Annotated in this window: 24 protein-coding genes; 16 read left to right on the forward strand and 8 right to left on the reverse strand. The window is 64.7% G+C overall.

Going from position 1 to position 21723, the window contains the following annotated elements:
- Positions 1 to 116: 116 nt before the first annotated feature.
- From JNC62_RS05345 to ppa, 8 genes are all read left to right on the forward strand, one after another.
- Positions 117 to 623: a GNAT family N-acetyltransferase gene (locus JNC62_RS05345; RefSeq protein WP_374836668.1), complete on the forward strand. Its 507-nt coding sequence runs from the start codon at positions 117 to 119 to the stop codon at positions 621 to 623.
- 158 nt (positions 624 to 781) lie between these two features.
- Positions 782 to 1168: a c-type cytochrome gene (locus JNC62_RS05350; RefSeq protein ID WP_374836670.1), complete on the forward strand. Its 387-nt coding sequence runs from the start codon at positions 782 to 784 to the stop codon at positions 1166 to 1168.
- Positions 1169 to 1314: 146 nt separating this feature from the next.
- Complete coding sequence (locus tag JNC62_RS05355; RefSeq protein WP_374836672.1) at positions 1315 to 2154, forward strand: cytochrome c oxidase subunit II; 840 nt, start codon at positions 1315 to 1317, stop codon at positions 2152 to 2154.
- Positions 2155 to 2193: 39 nt separating this feature from the next.
- Entirely contained in the window at positions 2194 to 3966 is a 1773-nt protein-coding gene (ctaD, locus tag JNC62_RS05360; RefSeq protein WP_374836674.1) for a cytochrome c oxidase subunit I, read from the forward strand.
- Positions 3963 to 4679 carry a cytochrome c oxidase subunit 3 gene (locus tag JNC62_RS05365; RefSeq protein ID WP_374836676.1) on the forward strand — a complete coding sequence of 239 codons (717 nt, stop codon included), beginning with the start codon at positions 3963 to 3965 and terminating at the stop codon, positions 4677 to 4679. Before ctaD ends, JNC62_RS05365 begins: the two co-directional genes overlap by 4 nt.
- A gap of 10 nt (positions 4680 to 4689) precedes the next feature.
- Positions 4690 to 5412 carry a heme-copper oxidase subunit III family protein gene (locus JNC62_RS05370; protein ID WP_374836678.1) on the forward strand — a complete coding sequence of 241 codons (723 nt, stop codon included), beginning with the start codon at positions 4690 to 4692 and terminating at the stop codon, positions 5410 to 5412.
- A gap of 9 nt (positions 5413 to 5421) precedes the next feature.
- Positions 5422 to 5793, forward strand: a complete 372-nt coding sequence (locus JNC62_RS05375; protein WP_374836679.1) for a cytochrome C oxidase subunit IV family protein — start codon at positions 5422 to 5424, stop codon at positions 5791 to 5793.
- A 133-nt stretch (positions 5794 to 5926) separates the two neighbouring features.
- Positions 5927 to 6460: an inorganic diphosphatase gene (gene ppa, locus JNC62_RS05380; protein WP_374836681.1), complete on the forward strand. Its 534-nt coding sequence runs from the start codon at positions 5927 to 5929 to the stop codon at positions 6458 to 6460.
- Positions 6461 to 6496: 36 nt separating this feature from the next.
- Here ppa and JNC62_RS05385 read toward each other — a convergent pair whose 3' ends face one another.
- The 8 genes from JNC62_RS05385 to hemC form a co-directional block, all read right to left on the reverse strand.
- A complete protein-coding gene (locus tag JNC62_RS05385; protein WP_374836683.1) occupies positions 6497 to 6793 on the reverse strand; it encodes a DUF167 domain-containing protein in 297 nt (98 codons plus the stop codon).
- 6 nt (positions 6794 to 6799) lie between these two features.
- The gene (locus JNC62_RS05390) at positions 6800 to 7096 is read right to left on the reverse strand and encodes a YggT family protein (protein ID WP_374836684.1); all 297 of its coding nucleotides are present in this window, start codon (positions 7094 to 7096) and stop codon (positions 6800 to 6802) included.
- 149 nt (positions 7097 to 7245) lie between these two features.
- Positions 7246 to 7962 (reverse strand): glutamine amidotransferase, encoded by a 717-nt coding sequence (locus tag JNC62_RS05395; RefSeq protein WP_374836686.1) that lies wholly within the window; start codon positions 7960 to 7962, stop codon positions 7246 to 7248.
- A 148-nt stretch (positions 7963 to 8110) separates the two neighbouring features.
- Positions 8111 to 8587, reverse strand: a complete 477-nt coding sequence (locus tag JNC62_RS05400; RefSeq protein ID WP_374836687.1) for a tellurite resistance TerB family protein — start codon at positions 8585 to 8587, stop codon at positions 8111 to 8113.
- A 136-nt stretch (positions 8588 to 8723) separates the two neighbouring features.
- A complete protein-coding gene (locus tag JNC62_RS05405) occupies positions 8724 to 10337 on the reverse strand; it encodes a heme biosynthesis protein HemY (RefSeq protein ID WP_374836689.1) in 1614 nt (537 codons plus the stop codon).
- Positions 10338 to 10352: 15 nt separating this feature from the next.
- On the reverse strand, positions 10353 to 11582 hold the full coding sequence (locus tag JNC62_RS05410; RefSeq protein WP_374836694.1) for a COG4223 family protein: 1230 nt from the start codon (positions 11580 to 11582) through the stop codon (positions 10353 to 10355).
- A gap of 126 nt (positions 11583 to 11708) precedes the next feature.
- Positions 11709 to 12437, reverse strand: coding sequence for a uroporphyrinogen-III synthase (locus JNC62_RS05415; RefSeq protein WP_374836696.1), 729 nt, complete (start codon positions 12435 to 12437; stop codon positions 11709 to 11711).
- On the reverse strand, positions 12437 to 13366 hold the full coding sequence (gene hemC, locus JNC62_RS05420) for a hydroxymethylbilane synthase (protein ID WP_374836698.1): 930 nt from the start codon (positions 13364 to 13366) through the stop codon (positions 12437 to 12439). The genes JNC62_RS05415 and hemC overlap by 1 nt, the downstream gene beginning before the upstream one ends.
- A gap of 73 nt (positions 13367 to 13439) precedes the next feature.
- On the opposite strand from hemC, the gene tsaD reads away from it, so the two are divergent.
- The 8 genes from tsaD to fdxA all read left to right on the forward strand — a co-directional run bounded on the left by tsaD (position 13440) and on the right by fdxA (position 21402).
- A complete protein-coding gene (gene tsaD / locus JNC62_RS05425; protein WP_374836700.1) occupies positions 13440 to 14534 on the forward strand; it encodes a tRNA (adenosine(37)-N6)-threonylcarbamoyltransferase complex transferase subunit TsaD in 1095 nt (364 codons plus the stop codon).
- The gene (locus JNC62_RS05430; RefSeq protein ID WP_374836702.1) at positions 14531 to 15523 is read left to right on the forward strand and encodes an NAD(P)H-dependent glycerol-3-phosphate dehydrogenase; all 993 of its coding nucleotides are present in this window, start codon (positions 14531 to 14533) and stop codon (positions 15521 to 15523) included. Before tsaD ends, JNC62_RS05430 begins: the two co-directional genes overlap by 4 nt.
- A 13-nt stretch (positions 15524 to 15536) precedes the next feature.
- The gene (locus tag JNC62_RS05435) at positions 15537 to 15830 is read left to right on the forward strand and encodes a YciI-like protein (RefSeq protein ID WP_374836704.1); all 294 of its coding nucleotides are present in this window, start codon (positions 15537 to 15539) and stop codon (positions 15828 to 15830) included.
- Positions 15831 to 15835: 5 nt separating this feature from the next.
- Positions 15836 to 16267, forward strand: a complete 432-nt coding sequence (locus JNC62_RS05440; RefSeq protein ID WP_374836706.1) for an EVE domain-containing protein — start codon at positions 15836 to 15838, stop codon at positions 16265 to 16267.
- 7 nt (positions 16268 to 16274) lie between these two features.
- Entirely contained in the window at positions 16275 to 16922 is a 648-nt protein-coding gene (locus JNC62_RS05445; RefSeq protein ID WP_374836708.1) for a class I SAM-dependent methyltransferase, read from the forward strand.
- A 413-nt stretch (positions 16923 to 17335) separates the two neighbouring features.
- Positions 17336 to 20416: a helicase-related protein gene (locus JNC62_RS05450; RefSeq protein ID WP_374836931.1), complete on the forward strand. Its 3081-nt coding sequence runs from the start codon at positions 17336 to 17338 to the stop codon at positions 20414 to 20416.
- A 4-nt stretch (positions 20417 to 20420) separates the two neighbouring features.
- On the forward strand, positions 20421 to 20840 hold the full coding sequence (locus JNC62_RS05455) for an Hsp15 family ribosome-associated heat shock protein (RefSeq protein WP_374836710.1): 420 nt from the start codon (positions 20421 to 20423) through the stop codon (positions 20838 to 20840).
- Positions 20841 to 21063: 223 nt separating this feature from the next.
- Positions 21064 to 21402, forward strand: a complete 339-nt coding sequence (fdxA, locus tag JNC62_RS05460) for a ferredoxin FdxA (protein ID WP_374836712.1) — start codon at positions 21064 to 21066, stop codon at positions 21400 to 21402.
- Positions 21403 to 21723 lie beyond the last annotated feature (321 nt).

Here is a 21723-nt window from a genome sequence, read left to right on the forward strand (position 1 = left end):
TCTTAAAAATGCGTTAACCTTTCGGCTGTGCCGCAAGCGAACTTGCCTGTGGGCAAGAAGGGTCTTCGGGACGACCGGGATTCCGGTTCGGTCGATGCGGGCTTAGAGTCATTTCGATGAAAACACTATCGATCGATGTAAGGCGCGCGGAGCCGCAGGACGCATGGGGGATCTCAGAGACCCATCGGGCGTCCTGGCTGCAGGGCTATGGCGGGATCATCCCGCACAAGCCGCTGATGCAGATGGTGCAGCGCCGGGACGAGCATTGGTGGCGCAAGGCCACTCGCGGTCCTGCGACTCTGCTCGTGCTCGACGTCGCCGGCGTCGTCGCCGGCTATGCGACGCTCGGGCTCAACCGGGCGCAGTCCCTGCCGCAGGACGGCGAAATCTACGAAATCTATCTGCGCCCCGAGTACCAGGGGCTTGGCCTCGGCCGCCTGCTGTTCGGCGAGAGCAGACGGTTGCTGAAGTCGCTCGGCTGCAACGGCATCGTCGTCTGGTGCCTGGAGGACAGCGAAATGGCGGAACGGTTCTTCCGCTCGGCCGGTGGCCTCGATATCGCCGAGGGCATGGAAGATTTCGGCGGCAAGGAATTGAAGAAGATCGGCTTCATCTTCCGCTGACGCCAGCGCCTATGGGATGCCCCTCTCCGTTCTCATCCCTCCCGTCGGATTGACATGCTACAGTATTTGCCTACCTTCTAATGTTCGCAAGAGCCGAAGGCCGTCGCGCAGTGACAGTCGCCATGCGGCGGCTTCGGCGTGTATCGGGAGGGTTTGCGATGCGCTTTTGGGAACCCGTATCGGCCTGCGTCATTCTGTGCATGGCCGGCAGCGCTTTGGCGCAGGAGGGCGATGCCACAGCTGGCGAGACCGTCTTCAAGAAATGCGCAGTCTGCCATGTGGTCGACAAGGATACGAACAAGGTCGGCCCCTCGCTGCACGGCGTAATCGGACGTACGGCTGGTACCCACGCCGACTACAAATACTCGACCGCAATGATCGATGCGGGCAAGGGCGGACTCGTTTGGAACGAGACGACCTTGCGCGACTATCTGCACAATCCGAAGGCCAAGGTGAAAGGCACGAAAATGGTGTTTCCCGGCTTGAAGGATGACACCGAGATTTCCAACCTGTTGGCCTACCTTAAGCAGTACTCGCCACAATGAGCCAAGGGATGAGCGGTCCTTGCAACGGCGACAACGGCACGCCTTTCGCGGGAATTGCTTGCCTTTTTTGTTCATGAGATAATTATGAATTAAAATTGCGGATTGCAGCTTCATGCCCACGGCCGAGCGAGGCGGGAGGGACGGAAATGGCAGTCGTGCTGGTGCTGGTTGCGATCGCCGTGGGTTCGGTCGTGTTCCATCTCGTAAGCCCGTGGTGGTGGACGCAAATCGCGTCGAACTGGGGCTACATCGACTCCACACTCGTCATTACGTTCTGGATCACCGGCGTCGTCTTTGTCGCCGTGGTGATGTTTCTCGCCTATTGCGTCTGGCGCTTCCGCCACGATCCGGGTCGCCGGGCAGCCTATGAGCCTGAGAACCCGCGGCTGGAGAGCGGGCTTGCGATCGGCACGGCGCTCGGAGTCTTCGCCATGCTGGCGCCGGGGCTGTTCGTCTGGCACCAGTTCATCACCGTTCCAAAGGGGGCGGCCGAGATCGAGGTCGTCGGCCAGCAGTGGCTCTGGAGCTTCCGCTTACCGGGAGCCGACGGCAAGCTCGGACGGGCCGACACCCGCAACGTCGCTGCCGACAATTCGCTCGGCATCGACAAGGCCGATACCAACGCGCTGGACGACGTCGTCATCGAGGGCGGCGAACTGCATCTTCCGATCGGTAAGCCGGTGAAGGTGCTGCTGCGGTCCATCGACGTGCTGCACGATTTCTACGTGCCCGAATTCCGCGCCAAGATGGACATGATTCCCGGCATGGTCACCTATTTCTGGCTGACGCCGACGCGGGCCGGCACATTCGACATCCTGTGCGCCGAGCTTTGCGGCGTCGGCCACCCGCAGATGCGCGGCACCGTCGTCATCGACACTGAGGCCGACTACCAGGCCTGGCTCGCACAGCAATCGACCTTTTCGCAGTTGCAGGCGTCAGTACCGCCCGCGGGCGCCGTGTTGGCGGAGGTGTCCGCCGAAAAATAGCAGGCAGGATCCGGGAGCGATCCGACAGGAGGAGCGACGATGGTTGAAGTCAGCCCGGGTGCAGGCGACGTTGTCTCGCCGGCCGTGGTGGAGGACGTGGAGCTCTACCATCCGCACAGCTGGTGGACGCGCTACGTCTTCAGCCAGGACGCGAAGGTCATCGCCATCCAGTATGCCTCGACGGCGATCGCAATCGGTCTGGTCGCGCTCGTGCTCTCCTGGCTGATGCGTATCCAGCTCGCCTTCCCCGGCGCGCTTCCGTTCATCGACCCCGAGCGCTACTACCAGTTCATCACCATGCACGGCATGATCATGGTGATCTATCTGCTCACCGCGCTCTTCCTCGGCGGCTTCGGCAACTACCTGATCCCGCTGATGGTCGGCGCGCGCGACATGGTGTTCCCTTACGCCAACATGCTGAGTTACTGGATCTATCTGCTGGCGGTCCTGGTGCTGGCTGCCAGTTTCTTTGCTTCGGGCGGGCCTACGGGTGCCGGCTGGACGCTCTACCCACCGCAGGCGATCCTCTCCAACACGCCGGGCGGGCAGGACTGGGGCATCATTCTGATGCTGGTCTCTTTGATCATCTTTATCATCGGCTTCACCATGGGCGGGCTGAACTACGTCGTGACCGTGCTGCAGGGGCGCACCCGCGGCATGACGCTGATGCGGCTGCCGCTGACGGTGTGGGGCATCTTCACCGCCACCGTGATGGCGCTGCTGGCTTTCCCGGCGCTGTTCGTCGCCTGCGTGATGATGCTGTTCGACCGGGTGCTCGGCACCAGTTTCTTCATGCCGGCGATCGCCGAAATGGGCGAGCAATTGAAGCATGGCGGCGGCAGCCCGATCCTGTTCCAGCACCTGTTCTGGTTCTTCGGCCATCCCGAGGTCTACATCGTTGCGCTGCCGGCCTTCGGCATCGTCTCCGACCTGATCAGCACGCATGCGCGCAAGAACATCTTCGGCTACCGGATGATGGTGTGGGCGATCGTCATCATCGGCGCGCTCTCCTTCGTCGTCTGGGCGCACCACATGTATGTCAGCGGCATGAACCCCTATTTTGGCTTCTTCTTCGCCACGACGACGCTGATCATTGCCGTGCCGACGGCGCTCAAGGTCTACAACTGGGTGCTGACGCTTTGGCGCGGCAACATCCACCTGACGCTGCCGATGCTGTTCGCGCTCGGCTTCATCGTCACCTTCGTCAACGGCGGGCTGACCGGGCTGTTCCTCGGTAACGTCGTGGTTGATGTGCCGTTGTCCGACACGATGTTCGTCGTCGCCCATTTCCACATGGTGATGGGGGTGGCGCCGATCCTCGTCATCTTCGGGGCGATCTATCACTGGTATCCGAAGATCACCGGGCGGATGCTCAACGAGGGAATGGGGCAGCTCCATTTCTGGATCACCTTCGTCGGCGCCTACCTGATCTTCTTCCCGATGCATTATGTCGGGCTCGTCGGCGTGCCGCGCCGCTACTACGAGATCGGCGAAACGAGCTTCGTGCCGCCGTCGGTGCACGACCTGAACATCTTCATCACCGTCATGGCGCTGGTCGTCGGCGCGGCACAGATGGTGTTCCTGTTCAACCTGTTCTGGAGCCTGCGGCACGGGCGGGAGGCCGGCGGCAACCCCTGGCGGGCGACGACGCTCGAATGGCAGACGCCGCAAACGCCCCCCGCGCATGGAAACTGGGGCAAGGACCTGCCGATCGTCTATCGCTGGGCCTATGACTACAGCGTGCCCGGCGCACCGGAGGATTTCATCCCGCAGAACCAACCCGGGACTTACACACGGGAGGCGGCCGCATGAGTGCGATGCTCGTCTTCCTGGCCGGCATTGCAGCCATCGCCATATGGTGGCTGGCGCGCCACGGGATCGCGTCAAAACCCTGGCTGGAGGTTGGCAACGCCGATGGGTTCAGCGACGCAGGACACTTCGAGGCGTCGAAGATGCCCGTCGCCAAGGTCGGTCTCGGTGTCTTCCTGGCCGTCGTGGGCGCTCTCTTCACCCTTTTCGTCAGCGCCTATCTGATGCGAGTCGACACGCGGGACTGGTGGGCGCTGCCGGTGCCGCGGCTGCTGTATGTCAACACCGCCATTCTCTTCATGAGCAGCCTCTGCCTCCACTGGGCCAAGGTCGAGGCGTTGCGGGCTCGACGCGAGGGCTTGAGGACGGCCCTGCTCGCCGCTTTCGCCACCGCGCTGGCCTTCGTGACCGGGCAGGTGTTTGCCTGGCAGCAATTGGTGGCGGCCGGCTACACTCTGAGCGACGATGCCGCGGCCAGCTTCTTCTACGTCATCACCGGGATGCACGGCCTGCACATCCTTGGCGGCATGGTTGCGCTTGTTCGCACCCAGCGGCTGGCCTGGGTCGACGGCCCGATGAACGGGAGGCTTCGGCTGAACGTCGATCTCTGCGCCATCTACTGGCATTTCATGCTCGCCGTCTGGCTTGTGCTGCTTGCCCTCTTCGCCGGCTGGGCCAGCAACTTCGTCGACCTCTGCCGGCAACTGCTGCAATAGGAAGGTGATCATGGCCGAGACCGTGCACACGCATCCGCCGCACTCCTCCCCGCCGCCCGCCGGCATGCACGGTTTCGTCTCCGACTGGGCCTCCGACCAGCAGGCGTTCAAGAGCGTCTCCTGGGGCAAGGCGATGATGTGGATCTTCCTGCTCAGCGACACGTTTGTCTTCGGCTGCTTCCTGCTCGCCTACATGACCGCTCGCATGTCGACGGTCGTGCCCTGGCCCAATCCCAGCGAGGTGTTCGCGCTGACGATCGCGGGCCACGAAATCCCGCTGATCCTGATCGCGATCATGACCTTCGTGCTGATCACCAGCAGCGGTACGATGGCGATGGCGGTCAATTTCGGCTACCGGCGTGATCGGCGCAAGACGGCCCTCTTGATGCTCCTGACCGCTCTTCTCGGCGCGACCTTCGTCGGCATGCAGGCTTTCGAGTGGACCAAGCTGATTCATGAGGGCGTGCGGCCGTGGGAGAATCCCTGGGGGGCGGCGCAATTCGGTTCCTCATTCTTCATGATCACGGGGTTCCACGGAACCCACGTCACGATCGGCGTCATCTTCCTGCTGATCATCGCGCGCAAGGTCTGGCGCGGCGACTTCGACACCGAGCGTCGCGGCTTCTTCACCAGCCGCAAGGGGCGCTACGAGATCGTTGAGATCACCGGCCTCTACTGGCACTTCGTCGACCTGGTCTGGGTCTTCATCTTCGCGTTTTTCTATCTCTGGTGAGGCAGCGCCATGGCACAGGCAACCGTCGACACTTCCACGCAGCCAGCGGTTCCCGCTGCCGCGCACGCCGAGCATCAGCAACACCCCATCAAACTTTACCTGCTCGTGTGGGGACTGCTGTTCGTGCTCAGCATCTGTTCCTACCTCGTCGACTACTTCGGGCTGCAGGGATACCTTCGCTGGTCGCTGATCTTGATCTTCATGATGCTGAAAGCCGGCCTGATCGTAGCGGTGTTCATGCACATGGCCTGGGAGCGCCTCGCGCTGATCTATGCGATCCTGCTGCCGCCGTTGCTCGTGCTGGTCTTCGTCGGGCTGATGGTGTCGGAATCGGACTACACGCTGATGACGCGGCTTGCTTTTTTCGGGGCGACCCCGTGAACGGAGCGATCGGGTGGCGCAAGCGCCCGCACGCCCACAACCCGCTTTCCGACATCCCTACCAATGGCATGTTGCGTTGCAGCGGGTTTCGCTCTACGAAGCCCGCGAAATCCACTGCATACACGGAGCCCCCATGCGCATCGATGCAATCTCCATAGGCAAGAACCCGCCGGAAGACGTGAACGTTATCGTCGAGGTTCCCGTCGGCGGTCACCCGATCAAGTACGAGATGGACAAGGAAGCCGGGGCGCTGATCGTCGACCGCTTCCTCTATACGCCGATGACCTATCCGGGGAACTACGGGTTCGTGCCGCACACGCTGTCCGAAGACGGCGACCCGATCGACGTGCTGATCGCCAACACCCGTCCCCTGGTGCCGGGCTGCGTCATCAACGTCCGCCCGATCGGCGTCATGGTCATGGAAGACGACGGCGGCAAGGACGAGAAGATCCTCGCCGTTCCGGTGCCGAAGCTGACGCGCCGCTACGACAAGGTCGAGAACTACACGGACCTGCCGGAAATCACGCTGAAGCAGATCGAGCACTTCTTCGAGCACTACAAGGATCTGGAGCCCGGCAAGTGGGTGAAGATCGCCGGCTGGCAGGACGTAAACGTCGCCAAGAAGCTCATCGTAGAGGCGATCGAGCGCTACAAGGCGCAGAAGTAAGCCGTCGCGCTGCGCATTGCGCGGCGCGCTGCCCGCTCAAAGACCAAGTCTTTTCAGGATCTCCTCCGGGTCGCCCTCGATCCGGAGGATTTTCTTTCTCTGGGTCTCGCCGCTGACCAGCGATACGGCCGATTTCGCGACGCCGGCCGCCTTCGCAAGCATTGCGACCAGTGCCTTGTTGGCCTGGCCCTTCTCGGGCACCGCCCGGACGCGCACCTTCAGGTGACGCTCGCCGCTCGCATCCGTCTCGACGCCGTCGATCGCGTCGCGCCCGCCATTCGGGGTCAGCCGCACCGTCAGTGTCACATGGTCCTCGTGACGGCGGCCTGGCACGGGATGTCAGAGTCCGAGGAGGGCAGGCGCGAGAACGCTGCGAATGACCTGTTCGAGGAAGAAGAGGATGATCAGCACGACGATCGGCGACAGGTCCACGCCGCCGAAGTCCGGCAGGAAACGCCGGATCGGGCGATAGAGCGGCTCGGTGAGGTTGTAGAGCGCGCGTCCGATCGAGGCGATCACCTGGTTGTTGGTATTGATCACGTTGAAGGCATAGAGCCAGGAAAAGATGGCCGATGCGATGATGATGAACCACGCGATGCTGATGATGAACAGCAGGGTGTTGATGATCGCGATCATTGTTGTCTCGTTGTCTCCGGTTACGTGCGCCCACATGTAGCCATTGGCCGGCTCGCCAGCAAGTGCGCTCGATGGCTGCAACCGCAAACATGTTTAATGTGCCCGATGCGCCCCGCCGTCCTGACCGCCTCCGGGTCACCAGCCCGCACTCAGTTCTCGTGGAAAACGCTATCCAGAAAACCCGTCATCCACTGGCGCAGCGCCGCGTCGTGCAACAGGCGCCCGTCGAGATGGGCGTGGCCGGTCTGGGCGCCCGGCAGCTCGAAGCGGTGCGCGCCGCGCACCACCCAGCGGTGCATCATCGCCAGCGTCAGTTCACCGTGGAACTGGATGCCCCAGGCGTTGTCGCCGTAGCGAAGGGCCTGGTTTTCATAGTGTTCGCCGGTGGCAAGCAGCGTCGCCCCGGACGGAAGCGTGAAGCCTTCGCGATGGAACTGGTAGACCATCGAGGGCCAGGCCATCAGCTCACGCCCTTCCTCGGTCGGCTCGAGCGCGTACCAGCCGATTTCCGCCAGTCCGTCGACGTGCGGACCGACCTCGCCGCCGAGCTGGCGCACCAGCATCTGCGCGCCGAGGCAGATGCCCAGAAAGGGACGGTTTTCCGACAGGGGAACGGAGAGCCAGTCGATCTCGCGTTTGACGTAATCGTGATCGTCGTTGGCGCTCATCGGTCCGCCGAAGACAACCGCACCGGCATGAGCGTCAAGCGATTTCGGGAGCGGTTCGTCCATCACCGGACGGCGAATGTCGAGGGCGTAGCCCATCTGTTGCAGGATCTGGCCGACGCGGCCGGGGCTGGACGTTTCCTGGTGCAGGATGATGAGGATCGGGCGTTTCGGTCCGGGCTTTCGCGGGGTCTGAAGCATCGTGGCGGCTATCCTGACGCGTTCGCTTCCGGCGGGCGGGGTGCCGGAAGGCGCGCTTTGCAATCCAAGATGTCAGAGCCGTGTTTGCCTGTCCACCCGATTGCGCAAGGCCGGCCTATCCGATTGCGCGAGACCGCGCGCGATGCGCTCAGTTGTCGTCGCCGGGGCGGTTGTCGCCGTGCCGGCCGGCGACCTCCTGGCGCTTCATGATCCGCTCGCGACCCGAAACGCCAAGCAAGTCGGCAATGCGCCAGATGGCGTGATCCTCCAGTTCGCTGCGTTCGCCGTCCGCATAGACGATCTCCCAGAGCAGCCCGACGAGGTCGACCTTCTGTTCCTCGGAGAGCTGCCGCTTCAGTTCCGAGGTGAACTGGAAGAAGTCGATGGCTTCCCCCGCGGCCGCCGTGCCCGCCTCGATTAAAGCCGCCAGATCTGCATTGTCGAGGTCGTAGAGCGTGCGAAAGCGTTCCCGCAACGCCGATCGCTCGGCGTCCAGCACTCGACCGTCCGATTCCATCACCTGGATACAGAGCGCCATGACCGCGAGACGGGGATCCCCCGCTTCGAAGTTCCGCCTGTCGCCGCGCGAGAGGTTCGAAAGCAAACGCTGCAATCGCTCGAACATGTCACCCCTTTAGGTCTGGATCGGGAGCGCTCCAAGCCGCGGCGGCGACCGTTCCGGTTCGCTTGCCACGCCTTGGGCCCTCGTACGTTCGCATGTCTTTGTCCCAAAACCGGCTCTGGTGGACGGAAGACATGCGTTAGAACAGGCGAAAGCCGGCGCTGCCGTTGCTTGCCTCTTTCTTAGCCTCATTTTTGACGCCGGGATCGTCGGGCAGGCCGCCAAAGAACGGCTTTGCTTCCCCCTCGCGCGACATTGCCGCCTCTGCTGCGGGTCCGGGCTCCGCAGCGGCGGGTCCGGGCTTTGTCGACGGCTTGATCGCGATCGGTTCGGTGCGGGCGGGCTCGTGCGACGCATCGGCGCGCGGCATCGGACGGCTGTCGCCGATCGCCACGGGGGGCAAGGTGCGAATTGCCTCTTCGGCGCTGTTGGCGACCCCTTCTTCGATCGGCCCCTGCCATTCGCTCACCGGCGTTTTCCACTGGAAGGCGTCCAGCTTTCCGGTCACCGGCGAGAGCGGCAGCCACACTGGCGACGTAACCCCTTCAGCGGTCCATGCCGGATCGCGCGGCGATTTCAAGGCCTGGTTCATCCAGTGCCGGATGCGACCCTGATCGCCGGTCTCGGCATCCTCGATGTCGGCGAGCAGAAGGAAGGCGCGCTCGCTCGGGGCGAGCCTGGCCGCTGCCTCCGCCTTGGCGCGGGCGAGGTGGAAGTTGCGCGCGTCGAGTGCTGCCTGACCGACGGCGAAGAGCGTTTCGGCGTTGTTTGGACGCAGCGCCTCCAGCTTCTCGGCTCGCTTCAGGCGATCGATCGGGGAATCGCCGGTGCGGGCGTGAATGAAGAGCCGCGCCACGTCCGGATGTGGGTTCGCCTTCCACAGCCGCTCGAGAATGTGGGCCGCCTTGCGCAGGTTGGCCTCGCGCAGATAGGCCTTGGCCGCGATCAGCCCGGCCGGAATGAAGTTTTCGTCGATCCTCAGGGCGGCGAGCGCGTCGTCGCGGGCAGCCTTTGGGTCCGGTTCGCTCTCCAGTTTTGCGCCGGCGCGCGCCGTCAGCAGCACGACCTTGCGGCGATCCAACTGGCTGCGTTCCTCTGCCGAGGTCGGCCTCTGCTGCTCGAGCAAGCGGAGCGCCTGATCCCATTCTCCGGTCTGGGCACGGTCTTCCAGGACCGCGTCGGCGGCCCAGGGGAGCTGCGGCGCCTTCTCCGCGGCGCGCTCGGCATATTGCCGCGCGGCCTCGGTGGCGCCAAGGCGCCTGGCTTCGAGATAGAGCCCGCGCAGACCCAGTTCGCGCGTTTCCGGATCGTCCGCCATCAGCTCGAACTTCTGGCGGGCTTCGTCGTGGCGGCCCTCGATCAGGGCAGCCTGGGCTTCGAGCAGGTGCACGAGCGGCTCCTGGTCGGCATTGATCAGCCCCTTGGTCCGTGCCAGCATCTTGCGGGCGGCGGTGGCGTCGCCGGCACCGGCGGCGATCAGGCCGGTGGAGAGCGCCTGGTAGCCACGATCACGCTTGCGGGCGCGAAAATGACGCCGGATCGCGTGCGGCGATGTGAGGATGACGCGCACGAGCCACCACAGAAAGATCACGGCGGCCATCAGTGAAACCGCAATTGTCGCGGCGACCATCAGGCTCATGCCGATGCGCTGGCCTTGCCAGATGATCGACAATTCGCCGGGCCGATCGGCAAGCCAGGCAAAGCCCGCGCCGAGCACGAGGACGAGAAGGATGAAAGAGAGCAGTCTTATCATGGTCGATTCCGTCCCTCAGCCCTGGTTGCTGGTCGGCGCCATCGCGCCGGAGACGATCGCGCCGACCCCGTCCTCGATGGTGATCCGCTCGTCGAGGGTGGTCTTGTAGGCGGCTCCTGCGGTGCGGGCGACCTCGGGCAGCGTTTGCCACTCGATTTGCGCGCCCTTCAAGTCGCCGTTCTGCAGCTTGTTCTCGATACGCGCGATGATGGCCTCGGGGGTGTCTCCCTCGACGCTGCCGACCGGGCGGATCGTGATGACCGACGAGGCGCTGGAGAGAAGCCTGTCGACGATGCCCTGATCGCCGGTTGGCTGGTGCACGGCCTCGATCATCGCGTCGGCAACAGGCTGGAAGGCGCGCACCAGATCGGCACGGGACGGCACACCGGTCGCTGCTAGCGGCCGCAGCACGGCGATCGATGGGTCGTCCGGGGCGATGCTGGCGAACGCCTCGAGTTCGGCGAGGTAGGGGCCGCCGCGGTCGATCGTCGTCTTCAGCGCGGTTGCGGCGACCGCGCGTGCCATGGCCACGTCGCTGCGCGGCTCCTCCAGCTTGCGCTCGGCGGCGTCCACTCGCTGTGTCAACGCGGAGATCCCGTCGGCAGAGGCGCGGGTGGCTGCCGTCGTCTCTTCGCGCAGTGCCGCGATATCGGCGGTGAGTTTGGCAACACTCGTTTCCAGCGCGGCGATGGACTGCTCCGCTTCTCCGGAAACCGTCGTCGCTGCCGGCGTCGCCGCAGCCGCCTTTTCGAGTGCAGCGAGGCGGGTTTCGATCGGTTGCAGGTCCACCGAGGGTGGCTGCACGGTATCGAGGCTGGCCAGGCGCGATTTGAGTGCATCAATCTCGGCGCTCAATGGGGCGAGATCGACGTCGCCGCCCCGTTCCGGCCCAAGCGCCGGCAGATAGCCGCCGTATTGCAGGGCGCCGGCGCCGGCGAGCGCGACGAGGCCACCGAGGATGGCGGCGGCGAAGGCGCCGGACCTGCCGGGGCTCGGCGGTGTCTCGGAGGCCGCCGTCATGGGCGGCGACTTGTCTGTGGTTTCGGGCTCCGCGGCGCTTGCCGTTCCGGCGTCGCCTGTCGGCGGAGCCAGGTCCATGTCCTGCTTTGTTTCGACGGTCGGGCCGGTCGAAGCGGTTTGAGCCTCGTCCGTGGTGCCGCTTTCGGCAGCCGGAGCCGCCTCGAGGTTGATCGTCACGGGCGTCTCACCGGATTTGTTGCGGCGGGGCGGCTTTTCCGGGTCCATGACGGTCTCCTCATTCTCCATTGCGATGCAATAAACCTAGTCAGGTAACCCGGGCAGGGAAAGCCCCTCCTTCGATTTAGCCGGGTGCCGACGACGGTTTGCGAAGCTGGAGCGGGTCGTAACCACCTACAGCAGGTCGAGCAAATCGGCTTCGGTCGGCGTGTCGGCGATGACGACCGATTTCTTGAAACGCTGGGGTATCGCGGTCGCCACGTTGCGGCTGATGCAGAGAAAGAGCGTTCGATCGAGGCGGTCGAGGTGCTCGGCGACCAGCGGCAGCGCGAAGAACCGCAGCGCCGACTCACGCGAGTAGAACAGCACGGCATCCATCGGCTTGCCGATCAGGACCGGCTCCAGTTCGGCCCGCTCGGGGCGGATCTGTTCCATCCGGTAGCACTCGGCGGTCTGGTATGCGACCCCCGCCGCATCCAGCCGCGACTCGAAGGACTTCGATCGCGGCGCTCCGGCCAGATAGAGAAGGGGATCGGGCGGGGTTCCATAGTCGCGCCGATGGGCAACGATCAGGTCGGCAAGGCTGTTGCCGTCACCACCATCCGGCGAGAGTACGGTGCGGAAGCCGGCCTCCGCGGCCGCACCGGCCGTAGCTGTGCCAACGGCGAAGACGGTCGTCAACAAGTGGCGATCGAGTGCGTCGCCGAGCGACAGAAGCACCCTTACCGCCTCGCTGCTCGTGATCGCGATTGCCGAATGGTGCGTCGAGAGGGCCGCAAGCGTCGCCTCCCTGTCGTGAACCGGCTCGGCCAGCGGGACGACGACAGGCGTATGGCCAAGCGCCTTCAGTCTCTCTGCCGTTCTACGGGCCTGGCCGTGCGGGCGGATCACAAGGACGCGCATTACCCCCATCCGTCGAAGAAACTGGTTCCCGCGGCTTCGCGCACGACGCGGCCCGCCTCGGCGCCGAGGGCGGCTGCGTCCGTTGCCAACCCTTCGATTTCGCTTTCGTAGAACCGCGAGCCATCGGGGGTCAGGATCATCCCGCGGAAGCGGATGCGGCCCGCTTCCGAGACGGCATAGCCGGCAATCGGAGTGCGGCATGAGCCGTCGAGCACGGCCAGGAAGCTGCGCTCGCAGGTAACGGCCTCATGGGTGGCCCGATCGTCGATGGCCGCGAGCAGTTCGCCGGTGCGCCGGTCGCCGATGCGCGCCTCGACGCAGATCGCGCCCTGTGCCGGTGCCGGCATGAACACCTCCAGGTCCAGGATCTGGGTCGCGACGTGTTCCTTGGCAATCCGCTTCAACCCGGCATAGGCGAGCATCGTGGCGTCGGCCTGGCCTTCGGCGAGCTTGCGCAGGCGCGTGTCCACCTGCCCGCGAAACGTGATGACGTTGATGTCGGGGCGCAACTTGCGGATCTGGGCCTGTCGGCGCAAAGAGGCGGAGCCGACGGTTGCGCCGTGCGGCAGTTCCATCAGCGACGGGGCCGTCCGTCCGACGACGGCGTCGCGCGGGTCCTCGCGGGGAAGGAACGCGGCGAGCTCCAGGCCGTCCGGCAGGCGGGTCGGCATGTCCTTCGACGAGTGCACGGCGAAATCCAGGTCGCCCGAATAGAGCTGCGCCTCGATCTCCTCGGTAAAGAGGCCCTTGCCGCCGATGTCGGAGAGGGGGCGGTCGGTGATGCGGTCTCCTTGCGTCGAGAGCACGACGATCTCGAACATCTCCTCAGGAAGGCCGTGGGCCGCCATCAGCCGATCGCGTGTCTCGTGCGCCTGTGCCAGCGCCAGCGGGCTGCCGCGCGTCCCGATCCTTAAAGGTTTTGTTTGCATCCGCCTTGATCCATTGTTACCGGAGGTCCTCGTATCCGGCTTTTGCCGCAATCGCAATCAAACAGCGTGCTTCATGTCGTCCCATCTGACCATCCTCGGCATCGAAACGAGCTGCGACGAGACCGCCGCCGCCGTCGTCGTGCGCGACCCGGCGGGGCACGGTCAGATTTTGGGCGACGTCGTGCTCAGCCAACTCGACGAGCATAGCGCATATGGCGGGGTCGTGCCGGAGATTGCGGCGCGAGCGCATGTCGAGGCACTGGATGCATTGATTGGCCAGGCGCTGGCGCGGGCTGGAAAGACTTTGGACGAGGTGGATGCGATCGCCGCGACCAGCGGTCCCGGCCTGATCGGCGGCCTGATCGTCGGCCTGATGACCGGCAAGGCGATCGCGCGCGCCAAGGGCAAGCCGCTCTATGCCGTGAACCATCTCGAAGGGCATGCCCTGACGGCGCGGCTGACCGACGGGCTTTCGTTCCCCTATCTGATGCTGCTCGTTTCCGGCGGCCACACCCAACTCGTGCTGGTGCGCGGCGTCGGCGACTACGAGCGCTGGGGCACGACGATCGACGACGCGCTGGGCGAGGCCTTCGACAAGACTGCCAAGCTGCTCGGGCTTGCCTATCCCGGCGGCCCCGCGGTGGAAAAGGCGGCTGAAACGGGCAATCCGGATCGCTTCGTCTTCCCACGCCCGCTTGTCGGCGAAAAGCGGCTCGATCTTTCCTTCTCCGGCCTGAAGACGGCGGTCCGCCAGGCTGCCCAATCGATCGAGCCGGTGACGGATCAGGACATCGCCGACATCTGCGCGTCGTTCCAGAAGGCGGTCGCGCGCACGTTGAAGGACCGGATCGGCCGTGGTCTTGCGCGGTTCCGGCAAGAGTTTCCATCCGTCGCTTTCCCCGCCCTTGTCGTTGCTGGCGGAGTGGCGGCGAACAAGGTTCTTCGCGCGACGCTCAAGGATCTCTGCGATCGCAACCATTTCCGCTTCGTCGCGCCGCCGCTGGCGCTGTGTACCGACAATGCGGCCATGATCGCCTGGGCCGCATTGGAGCGCATGGCTGCCGGCCTTGCGCCGGACGACTTGTCGGTGGCCCCGCGGTCGCGGTGGCCGCTGGATGCGGCTGCCGCCGCAATGCTGGGATCGGGCAAGCGGGGAGCCAAGGCATGAACCCACGTCCGCATGTCGTCGTTGTCGGGGCCGGTGCGTTCGGTACGGCGCTGGCCACCGTCGTCGCCGAAACCGGCGAAAGCCGGGTCACGCTGCTCGCCCGGCGCGACGAGACCGTGCTCGATATCACGACCCACCATCGCAACGATGTGGCCCTGCCGGGCATCGTTCTTTCGGCGGCGCTTGAGGCGACCACGGATCGCGATATCCTCAGGCACGCGCCGATCGTGCTGTTTGCGATGCCCTCGCAGGCGCAGCGTGAGGCCGCCCGTGAACTCGCGCCCCATCTGATGGATGGGGCAACGGTCATCGTCTGCGCCAAGGGCATGGAAAAGGCGAGCGGCCGCCTTCTGACGGATGTGCTGGAGGAAGAGCTTCCTCGCCAGAACATCGCGGTCCTTTCCGGCCCCGGCTTTGCCGCCGACATCGCCCGTGGGCTGCCGACCGCGATGGTTATCGCGGCGCAGACGCTGGAGCAGGCGGCAGATCTGGCGCGCGCCCTGTCGGGCCCGACCTTCCGTCTTTATCCGTCAGCGGATCGCATAGGCGTGCAACTCGGCGGGGCGCTGAAGAACGTGCTGGCGATCGCCTGCGGCGTGGTCGAGGGGGCCGGCCTCGGAGACTCGGCGCGGGCAGCGCTGATTTCACGCGGACTTGCCGAAATGTCGCGCTTCGTGGCGGCCCATGGCGGCGACGCCTCGACAGTGAGCGGCCTTTCGGGGCTCGGCGATCTCGTGCTGACCGGAACCAGCCATCAGTCGCGAAACCTGCGCTTCGGCATTGCGCTCGGAAAGCAGGGCAATGCGCACGGATGGCCGGGAGAGCTTGTCGAAGGGGCGTTTGCAGCGGGCGTCGCGTCGAAGGTAGCGGCCGAACTGGGCGTCGACATGCCGATCACCGACGCGGTCGCGGCGATCGTCGACGGCAAGCTCGATCTGACGACGGCCATCAGCGCCTTGATGACCCGCCCCATCACCCGGGAATTTTGAGGAAGGAGACGATATGCATTTCGCCTTTTTGTGCACGGACAAGCCGGGCGCCCTGCAGGTACGGCTCGACACCCGTCCCGAGCACCTGGCCTATCTCAACGGGCTGAACGACGAAGGAAAGCTTGCCTTCGCCGGCCCTTTCCTCGGCGATGACGGCAAACCGAACGGCAGCCTGGTCGTCGTCAAGGCGGAGACGATCGAAGCGGCACGGGCGCTCGCCGAGGCGGACCCCTATGCAAAGGCCGGGCTGTTCGCCAGCGTCGAGGTGAAGGCCTGGAACTGGGTCTTCAACAGTCCGGAGGCATAAGGCGGATGGCTTTCTGGCTTTACAAGTCCGAACCTTTCAAGTGGTCCTGGGCCATGCAGAAGGACGCGGGCGAGCAGGGTACCGAGTGGAACGGTGTGCGAAACTATCAGGCACGCAACAACATGCGGGCGATGAAGATCGGCGACAAGGGCTTCTTCTACCACTCCAACGAGGGGCTGGAGATCGTCGGCATCACGGAAGTCTGTGCGCTTTCCCATCCTGATTCGACCGCAGGTGACGATCCGCGCTGGGACTGCGTCGACATTCGTGCCGTCTGCGACATGCCGCGACCGGTGTCGCTGAAGGAGATCAAGGCGAACCCGAAGCTTGAAAACATGTCGCTCGTCACCTCCATGCGCCTCTCCGTCCAGCCGGTGACTGAAGAGGAGTGGCTCGAGGTCTGCCGCATGGGCGGGCTCGACAACCCGCCGCGCTGATCCGGCCGTGAAGACCGATCCCGAACGCTTCATCCTCGACAACACGTCGACGCTCGCGCCGCCGCACGTGCCGGAGATCCGGCTGCGGCTGGCGTCGGAAGCGCACGTTCTTTGGCTGAAGACCGAGGAGGAACTGGAGGAGATCGGCTTGCCGCCGCCGTTCTGGGCCTTTGCCTGGGCGGGCGGGCAGGGACTTGCCCGCTACGTGCTCGACCATCCGGAGACCGTCCGTGGCCGTAACGTGCTCGATTTTGCCAGCGGCTCGGGGCTTGTCGCGATTGCCGCCAGGCTGGCCGGCGCGGCGCAGGTGCTGGCCGCCGACATTGATCCTTGGAGCGAGACGGCGATCCGGCTGAACGCGGGGCTCAACGGCGTCGACGTGGCGCATTGCGCCGACGACATGGTCGGGCAGGATACGGGCTGGGACGTGGTACTGGCCGGCGATGTCTTCTACGATAAGACCTTCGCGGCGGCGCTGATCCCGTGGTTTTCGGAGCTTTCCGCGCGCGGGGCCACCGTTCTCGTTGGCGATCCGGGCCGATCCTATTGCCCTCGCGAGCGGATGGCGCCGCTCGCGAGCTACGAGGTTGCCGTCACCCGCGCGCTCGAGGATAGCGAGGTCAAGCGGACGACGGTCTGGCGCTTCCTGCCTTAGGTCCGGCATTCGACGAAGATTCTTTGGTGCTTGTCAAAAAAGGGCTTTACAGCGTTTTCGGGCCAGGTTGTGTGCCGCCACAGCCGACTCGGCCTGGTAGCGGGGCAGATTCAGCATCTGGTGCGCGAACTCGCATGAAGCTCAACATTTTGTAGGGAACAAAACCTGAATCGGAAGAAGTCTTCGTTTCGTCTCCGATTCGTTCGCAGCGTGTTCCGATTCGGCCGCCAACGGTCTGATAGATCAGGCTTTGCGGGATCGCCAACCCCGCCAGAACCCGGAGAAACTCCGTTCGATTCGTTCAGTGCTCTTGCTATTGCGCATTGCGATGGGCATTTGTGTTGCCGGCGCGCGGAACGCAACCGGCGCCGGATGATTGATACTCTCCGAGGCATGCCTTGTCTGCTGCACCGATGATAATGAGCGGCCGCGGTGTCACCGCGGTGCTGGGTCCGACCAATACCGGCAAGACCCATTACGCAATCGAACGCATGGTGGCGCACGAGACGGGTGTGATCGGCCTGCCGCTCAGGCTGCTGGCGCGCGAGGTCTATACCCGGCTGGTGGAGAAGGTCGGGCATCACAATGTCGCGCTCGTCACCGGTGAAGAGAAGATCACGCCGCACATGGCGCGCTATTCGGTCTGCACGGTGGAGGCCATGCCGCGGGAGACGCGCGCGTCGTTCGTGGCGATCGACGAGGTCCAGCTTGCCGGCGACCTCGAGCGCGGCCATATCTTCACGGACCGTATTCTGCACCTGCGCGGCCGCGACGAGACGTTGCTCCTTGGCGCGGCCACGATGAAGCCGATCCTCGAGCATTTGCTCCCCGGTATCACCGTGGTCGAGCGGCCGCGCCTGTCGCAGCTTTTCTATGCCGGTTCGAAGAAGATCACGCGCCTGCCGCAGCGCTCCGCGATCGTTGCCTTCTCGGCCGATGAAGTCTATGCCATCGCCGAACTGATCCGGCGCCAGCGCGGTGGCGCCGCCGTCGTTCTGGGGGCGCTGTCGCCGCGCACCCGCAACGCCCAGGTGGGGCTCTACCAGGAAGGTGACGTCGAGTACCTCGTCGCCACCGATGCGATCGGCATGGGCCTCAACCTCGACGTCGATCACGTCGCCTTCGCGCAGGACCGGAAATTCGACGGATATCAGTATCGCAACCTCAATCCGGCCGAGATGGGTCAGATTGCCGGCCGTGCCGGCCGCCACGTGCGGGACGGAACCTTCGGCGTGACCGGGCGGGTCGATCCGTTCGATCCCGAACTCGTCGAGCGGATCGAGGCGCACGAGTTCGAGCCGGTGCGGGTCCTGCAGTGGCGGTCAAAGCGGCTGGACTTCACCTCGATTGCAAGCCTGAAGGCAAGTCTCGATGCGCCACCTTCGGTTTCCGGCCTGGTTCGCGCCTTGCCGGCCGTCGACCAGCAGGCGCTCGAGCATCTGGCGCGCTATCCCGACATCAGGGACATGGCGACGACGGCCGAACGTGTGGAAAAGCTCTGGGAAGCCTGCGCGCTGCCGGACTATCGGCGCATTACGCCGGCGCAACACGCCGATCTCATCTCTACCCTCTATGCCGATCTGGTTCGGCGGGGTACGGTGAACGAGGACTTTCTGGCCGAACAGGTGAGGCGCGCGGATCGGACCGATGGCGAGATTGACACGCTTTCGGCACGAATTGCCCAGATAAGGACGTGGACCTATGTGTCGAATCGCCCGAATTGGCTGGCCGATCCGACACACTGGCAGGAAAAGACGCGGGAAATCGAGGACCGATTGTCCGACGCGTTACATGAACGGTTGACGAAACGCTTTGTTGATCGCAGGACATCTGTGCTCATGAAGCGCCTGAGAGAGAATGCGATGCTGGAAGCCGAAATCAGTGTAAATGGCGATGTCTTCGTCGAGGGACATCATGTGGGGCAGTTGGCCGGATTCCGGTTCACGCTCGCTTCGGGCGCGGAGGGCCCGGACGCGAAGGCCGTGCAGGGTGCAGCCCAGAAAGCGCTGGCGCTTGAGTTCGAGGCGCGTGCGGCCCGGCTTCACGCGGCCGGCAACAGCGATCTCGCCGTCGGCTCCGACGGCACCGTGCGCTGGCTCGGCGAGCCCGTCGCCCGCCTCGCCGCGAGTGATCACGTCATGCGCCCGCGCGTCATCCTGCTGGCCGACGAACAGCTGACCGGCAGTGCTCGTGACCATGTCGCAGCTCGTATCGAGCGCTTCGTCAATCACCATATCGCCACCGTCCTGAAGCCGCTCGATGACCTGTCGCGCGCCGAGGATCTGCAGGGGCTTGCCAAGGGTCTGGCCTTCCAGCTCGTCGAAAACCTCGGCGTGATCTTCCGCCGCGACGTTGCCGATGACGTCAAGTCGCTCGACCAGGAGGCGCGCGCCTCGATCCGCAAGCACGGCATCCGTTTCGGCGCCTACCACATCTTCATGCCGGCGCTGCTGAAGCCGGCACCGGCCGAACTCATCACCTTGCTCTGGGCGCTGAAGAATGACGGCCTCGACAAGCCGGGCTACGGCGAACTGATCCCGGCGCTGGCCGCCGGCCGCACGTCGATCGTCGCCGATCAGAGCTTCGAGCGGACCTTCTACAAGCTTGCCGGCTTCCGGTTCCTCGGCAAGCGTGCGGTGCGGATCGACATCCTGGAGCGCCTGGCGGACCTTATCCGGCCGCTGCTTCAGTGGAAGCCCGGCACGACGCCGCGCCCGGACGGCGCCTATGACGGCCGGCGGTTCACCGCGACGACCTCCATGCTCTCGATCCTCGGCGCTACCCCCGACGACATGGAAGAAATTTTGAAGGGCCTTGGCTACCGCGCCGACAGCGTGAAGGCCGAGGAGGCCGCCGCTTTCCTGGCCGCGGAAGACGCCAAGACCGCGGTCGCGGCGCCCGGCGAGACGGACGTGACGGCCGCCGGTGAGGCGGAAGCTGTCGCTGGTGCTGCCGACGTTGCCGAAGCGACCGGCCATGCGGATGAGGAGGCTGAATCCACCTCCGTTGCTGCCGGCGAAAACGAAACGGCGGCTGCCGAGACGACATCTGCCGAGCCGACCGCCGACGTAACGGAGAGCGAAGGCGCCAATGACGAGGCGACGGACGACGCGGTTCCGGCGGAAGCGCGGCCGGTCCTGTTGTGGCGGCCGGGCGGGCGCAATGACAACCAGCGTCATGGCCAGCGCGGCCAGGGCGATCGCCGCAGCGACCGCGGCCAAAAGGCTGTCGGACGGCGTGAAGGCGATCGCCGCGACGGGGATCGGCGTGAAGGCCGGCCGCAGGGTGGCCGCCCGGACTTCGCCAAGGGCCGCGACGGAAAGCCGCAGGCCGGTCGCCCGGATCGAAATGACCGCAATGACCGTCCGCAACGCGAGGATCGCGCCGGCAAGCCGGCCAAGTTCGAGGCGCGTCCGCCGCGCAAGGAGAAGCCGATTGATCCGGATTCACCGTTCGCCAAGCTCGCGGCGCTCAAGGAGCAGATGAAGAAGTAGGGCTATGGCCGACAAGCGGGAGCAGCCATCGGATCCGGCGCGCCAGCGCATCGACAAATGGCTGTTCTTCGCTCGCCTGCGCAAGTCCCGCTCGCTCGCGGCGAAGTCGGTGGAGCAGGGCGATGTCTCCGTCAACGGCCAGCCCATTCGTCAGCCGTCCTTCAACCTGAAGCCGGGGGACACGGTCACCCTCTCGCTGGATCGCCATGACCTCGTGGTGAGGGTGCTGCAGGCGGGGACGCGCCGCGGGCCCTTCGAGGAGGCCCGTACCCTCTACGAGGACCTCACCCCGCCGCCTCCGCCGAGATCGGAGCGGAGCCTGTTCGACCAGGCGACGCGCGAGCGCGGCGCAGGTCGGCCGACAAAACGCGAGCGCCGCGAAACCGATGCGCTGCGCAGCCGCTTTGATCAATCGGAAGATTAGTCCCTGGATCCGCCGAATTGGTGGGTATTCGTAGAAAATCCGTCCCTCGTTCGGCCGGTCTTGCGCATGGTTTTTCCTTGCAAACCGGGGTCAAAGCCTTTACCTCCAAGCCGAAGACGGAGGCATCGGATATCGCGAGATGCCGGAACGCGTCCGCTTCGCCGGTTGACATGGCGATGCTGGCCGCTCGGGCCGCCGACAAGGAAATTCGCTGGAGTTCATCATGACGTATGTCGTGACCGACAATTGCATTCGCTGCAAATACACGGACTGCGTGGAAGTCTGCCCGGTTGACTGTTTCTACGAGGGCGAGAACTTTCTGGTGATCCATCCGGACGAATGCATCGATTGCGGCGTCTGCGAGCCCGAGTGTCCGGCCGAGGCGATCAAGCCCGACACCGAGCCGGGCCTCGACAAGTGGCTAAAGGTGAACGCCGAATTCGCGCAGCTCTGGCCGAACATCACGGTCAAGAAAGAGCCGATGCCGGATGCAAAGGCCTTTGACGGCGAGGAAGGCAAATACGAGAAGTACTTCTCCGCCGAGCCCGGGCAGGGCGACTGAGGTGCCCCGTGCCCGAATTGGGGCGTGGTTTATAGTTGGGGAAAACCGAGCATGTCCGTTCGCAAGTCGGATAGGGCAGGCTTGATGACCCATGCGAAGCAAATTATTGATTTCCGCACTTTTTTGTGGTAGCGTCGCAATACTGATCCAAGCGAGGCACTTGGTGTGCCCAAGCACCACCACGAGCAAACGATCTCCCGGCGCCGCTCATCTCCCATAGGCAACGTCACGTTGCTCTCTTGTGAACGCGCAGCCGCATCCGTTTGTGCCTTGTTGGACGGACCAGGAATGGTGTCACCCCGACGGTGTCCCCGTCTTTCC

The organism is Mycoplana ramosa (assembly GCF_041930185.1).
GTDB lineage: Bacteria > Pseudomonadota > Alphaproteobacteria > Rhizobiales > Rhizobiaceae > Mycoplana > Mycoplana ramosa.